Source organism: Duganella sp. S19_KUP01_CR8 (genome assembly GCF_036688705.1).
Lineage (GTDB): Bacteria > Pseudomonadota > Gammaproteobacteria > Burkholderiales > Burkholderiaceae_D > Rugamonas.
Genome location: NZ_JAQQPR010000064.1, coordinates 1 through 4,399, shown reverse-complemented (window position 1 = coordinate 4,399; position 4,399 = coordinate 1). Strand labels below are relative to the sequence as shown.

At 66.4% G+C, this 4,399-nt stretch carries 4 protein-coding genes; 1 reads left to right on the top strand and 3 read right to left on the bottom strand.

The annotated features are described in order from the left end of the window. Positions 1-62: 62 nt before the first annotated feature. A complete protein-coding gene (locus V6M89_RS30235) occupies positions 63-611 on the bottom strand; it encodes a Crp/Fnr family transcriptional regulator (protein ID WP_332856687.1) in 549 nt (182 codons plus the stop codon). 273 nt (positions 612-884) lie between these two features. Here V6M89_RS30235 and V6M89_RS30230 point away from each other — a divergent pair, with 273 nt between their 5' ends. After that, positions 885-2,507 carry a methyl-accepting chemotaxis protein gene (locus tag V6M89_RS30230; protein WP_332856686.1) on the top strand — a complete coding sequence of 541 codons (1,623 nt, stop codon included), beginning with the start codon at positions 885-887 and terminating at the stop codon, positions 2,505-2,507. Between the two features lie 15 nt (positions 2,508-2,522). Here the strand turns inward: V6M89_RS30230 and aqpZ are convergent, their stop codons facing one another. Both aqpZ and V6M89_RS30220 read right to left on the bottom strand, forming a co-directional pair. Then, positions 2,523-3,215 carry an aquaporin Z gene (gene aqpZ / locus V6M89_RS30225; RefSeq protein WP_332856685.1) on the bottom strand — a complete coding sequence of 231 codons (693 nt, stop codon included), beginning with the start codon at positions 3,213-3,215 and terminating at the stop codon, positions 2,523-2,525. Positions 3,216-3,309: 94 nt separating this feature from the next. Beyond that, positions 3,310-4,399: response regulator (locus V6M89_RS30220; protein ID WP_442882017.1), on the bottom strand; the 1,090-nt coding region annotated here is incomplete at its 5' end.

Below are 4,399 nucleotides of genomic sequence, written 5' to 3'. Positions count from 1 at the left end.
ACTGAACCGTAGCAGCGGCTACGGTTCAGTTCGTGACAAAATGGGGGACCTGACCCCGGGTTTTATTTGGACATCGCGCCGTCGTTGCGCAGCAGCTGCGACATGTACTGCGGCGTGATGCCGAGGAACGATGCCACCACCTTCTGCGAAATGCGCTGCTCCAGCCCCGGATACTCGCGGCGGAAGGCGCTCAGCCGTCCCTGCGCCGGCGAGGCGCTCAGGTAGCGGCGCCGGCTCTGGTCGATGATGCCGCGCTCCGATACCTTCAGATAGTAATCGCGCAACAGGTTGTTGCTGTGCGCCAGCTTGCTGATCTCCAGCCAGTCCAGCCGATAGCCGTGCACCGCCGTCTCCGCCACCACGAAGTTGAGCGCAGGCTCGTCCTCGCGCGCGCGCAACAGGTCGTCGTGCGCGGCCGCCGGCTCGCCGTCGGTCAGGAAGTGCAGCGTCACCTCGTTGCCGGTCTCGGTGATGAAGCCGGTGCGCGCCACGCCGCTGTGCAGCCATACGACGCTGCTGGCCAGCGTGCCGATGCGCTGCAAATACTCGCCCTTGCGCACGCTCACCGGCACCGCCAGCGGCGCCAGCATGCGGCTCACCTCGTCGTACATTTCAGGGGTGACTTTGTATCGGCGGGCAACAATATCCCGGTACTTCGCTCTGTGTTCTAAGAATGCCTGGTTCATTTTTCGTGGTCGTCTTCATCCCGGCATGTAAATGGCCGTACATATCAGCCGGAAGTGTAAACGTTTTCTCAGTCCCCAACGCAATTTTTGTTGTGATTTGGAACGGAAAACGAAAATATATTTTAAACTTCAACTAGATGAATGGCGGGCCGGAATGGCGTTACCATAGCCAACAATGCAAGCTCCGGGGAGACTGTCATGAAGATCACCGACCTGAGTATAGGACGGCGTTTGTCGCTTGGTTTTGCTGTCATTCTTGCGATTTTGATATTGAACACCGGGCTGGGTATCTACCGCCTGCAGGGCGTGGCGGCCTCGACCCGCGCCATGATGGAGCTGCCGCTGGCCAAGGAGCGCCTGATCGCCGACTGGTACCGCGTGGTGTTCGCCGGCATCCGCCGCACCACCGCCGTGGCCAAGAGCGCCGATCCGTCGCTGGCCACCTTCTTTGCCGAGGAAGCCAAGAACTCCACCGCCTACGCCCAGGGCCTGATCAAGAAGATCGAGGAACTGGCCACCGACGACGACAAGGCGCTGATGGCCGACCTGGTCAACACCCGCAAGGCCTACGTCGCCGGGCGCGACGGCGTCATGAAGGCCAAGGCCGCCGGCGACGCCGCCGAAGCCACGCGCCTGCTCGACAGCGTCTACGTCCCGGCCGCCAAGGTCTATGAAAGCATGTTGCAGAAAATGCTGGAGCACCAGCGCAAGGAAATCGACGCCGCCGCCGTCCGCATCGACCAGGTGGCCCAGGACAGCCGCAACCTGCTGCTGGCGATGGCGGCGCTGGTGGTGGCCTTCAGCGTGGCGTTCGCCTGGTGGCTGACGGCCGGCATCACCCGCCCGATCAACGAGGCGGTGGCGCTGGCCGAATGCGTGGCCGGCGGCGACCTGGTCGACCACAGCGACCACGCCGCCAGCGGCTACAGCCAGGACGAGCCGGGCAAGCTGCTGCAGGCGCTGCACCGCATGTCGGGCGGCCTGGTGCGCATCGTCACCGATGTGCGCAACGGCACGGACGCCATCGCCACCGCCTCGTCGCAGATCGCCGCCGGCAACCTCGACCTGTCCTCGCGCACCGAACAGCAGGCCAGCTCGCTGGAGGAAACCGCGTCGTCGATGGAGGAGCTGACCTCCACCGTCAAGCAGAACGCCGAGAACGCGCGCCAGGCCAACCAGCTGGCGGCCTCGGCCTCGGACGTGGCGCAGCGCGGCGGCGCCGTGGTGTCGGATGTGGTGCAGACCATGGCCTCGATCGACGCCTCGTCGAAGAAGATCGTCGACATCATCGGCGTGATCGACGGCATCGCGTTCCAGACCAATATCCTGGCCCTCAACGCCGCCGTTGAAGCGGCGCGCGCCGGCGAGCAGGGGCGCGGCTTCGCGGTGGTGGCGTCCGAGGTGCGCAACCTGGCGCAGCGCTCGGCCAGCGCGGCCAAGGAAATCAAGGCGCTGATCGACGATTCGGTCGGCAAGGTGGCGGCCGGCACGCGCCTGGTGGGCCAGGCCGGCAGCACGATGGAGGAGGTGGTGTCCAGCATCCGCCGCGTGACCGACATCATGGCCGAGATCAGCAACGCCAGCAGCGAGCAGACCAACGGCATCGAGCAGATCAACAATTCAATTACGCAGATGGATCATGTGACGCAGCAGAACGCCGCGCTGGTGGAGCAGGCCGCCGCGGCGGCCGATGCGATGCAGGAGCAGGCGGCCAAGCTGGCCGACGCCGTCAGCATCTTCAAGCTGGGCGACGCCGCGCCGAGGCGGGCGGCGCTAGCGGGGCGCGGCGTTGCGCGCCCCATGCTGACAGGAAGCCGTTGAAACCAGCTAAACGGTTTACGCTTTTTCCGGCGAGCCGATGAAGCGGTAGATCGCCGCGCCCAGCAGCGCGCCGACGATAGGCGCGACCCAGAACAGCCACAGCTGGCTGGTGGCCCAGTCGCCCACGTACAGCGCCACGCCGGTGCTGCGCGCCGGGTTGACCGAGGTGTTGGTGACCGGGATGCTGATCAGGTGGATCAGGGTCAGGCCCAGGCCGATCGGCAGCGGTGCGAAGCCTTTCGGTGCGCGCTCGTCGGTGGCGCCCAGGATGATCAGCAGGAACATCATGGTCATCACCACTTCCGTCACCAGCGCGGCCAGCAGCGAGTAGCCGCCCGGCGAATGCGCGCCGTAGCCGTTGGAGGCGAAGCCGGCCATGACGTCGAAGCCGGCCTTGCCGCTGGCGATGGTGTACAGCACGCCGCCGGCGACGATCGCGCCCAGCACCTGTGCAACGATGTAAGGCAGCAGCTTATTCGCAGGGAAGCGGCCGCCGGCCCACAGGCCGATCGATACCGCAGGATTCAGGTGGCAGCCCGAGATGTGGCCGATGGCGTAGGCCATCGTCAGCACCGTCAGGCCGAAGGCCAGCGAGACACCCAGCAAGCCGATGCCGACACCGGGAAAAGCCGCCGCCAGCACCGCGCTGCCGCAGCCGCCGAGCACCAGCCAGAAGGTTCCAAAAAATTCCGCGCCGTATTGTTTCATATTATTCCTTATAGCTTGATAGTCAGATTTGCATAATATCCATGCAACGTTGGCAATCTAACCGGGAAGCGCGCAAATGTCGAGTGCAGAGTTTTCAAGCTGATGGCAGGCGCAGCAGCAGGCGGGTGCGGGCGCTGTCGTCCTGGGCCGCCAAGGTGCCGCCCTGCACCTGCGCCAGCAGGCGCGCCGCGTACACCGGCAGCGCCTCTTCGCCGGCCGGCCGTTCGGCCTGGCCTTGCAGGCAGGCGCGCTGCGCGGCCGGCAGCACGCCGGCGTATTCGACCGTCAGCGCCCAGATGCCGTCTTCCAGCGTGGTCCCCAGCACGATCGAGGTGCCGGCCGGCGTGTGCGCCGCCGCGTTCAACAACAGATGCTCGCACAGCATCGAGCACAGCGCCGGATCGGCCAGCAAGGTGGCGGACTGCGCCGGCAACATCACCGGATGGCTGGCGGCGATGGCGGTGGCGGCGCGCGCCAGCAGCGGGTTCAGCGCCACCGGCGCGGCCTGCGGCTGGCAGGCGCCCTGTTCGATGCGGCACAGTTCCAGCGACAGCCCGGCCAGCCGCAGCGCGCGGCGCGCCGCCTGGTCCAGCGTGTCCAGCTGCGCGCGCAGCGCCGGCGTCGCCGTCAGCGCCGGCTCGGCCATCAGCTGCGCGCTGGCGGCCAGCACTTCGGCCAACGGCGTGGCCAGGTCGTAGCGGCTCAGGCGCTCGACTTCCTCGCGCAGCTGGGCGTTGTCGGCCACGGCCGAATTCTGCCGCCGCAGCTCGGCCATGGTGCCAGCCAGGCGCAGGTGGGTGCGCAGGCGCGCCTTCAATATGGCCGGGTCGACCGGCTTGGTGACGTAGTCCACCGCGCCCAGTTCGAGGCCGCCTATGATGTCTTCCGCCTGGTCCTTGGCCGACAGGAAAATCACCGGGATGTCGGCGGTGGCGGGATCGGCCTTGAGCCGGCGGCATACTTCGAAGCCGTCCATGTCCGGCATCATCACGTCGAGCAGGATGATGTCGGGCCGGTGCACCGGGATGATCTCCAGCGCCTTCTTGCCGGAGATCGCCACCTTCACGCCGTAGCCGTCCTCGGCCAGCATGCCGGCGATCACCTTGATGTTGGTGGCGATGTCGTCCACCACCAGCACTGTGGCCTCGCGCAGCCGTTCTTCCAGCGGCCGCTCCATGCCGATC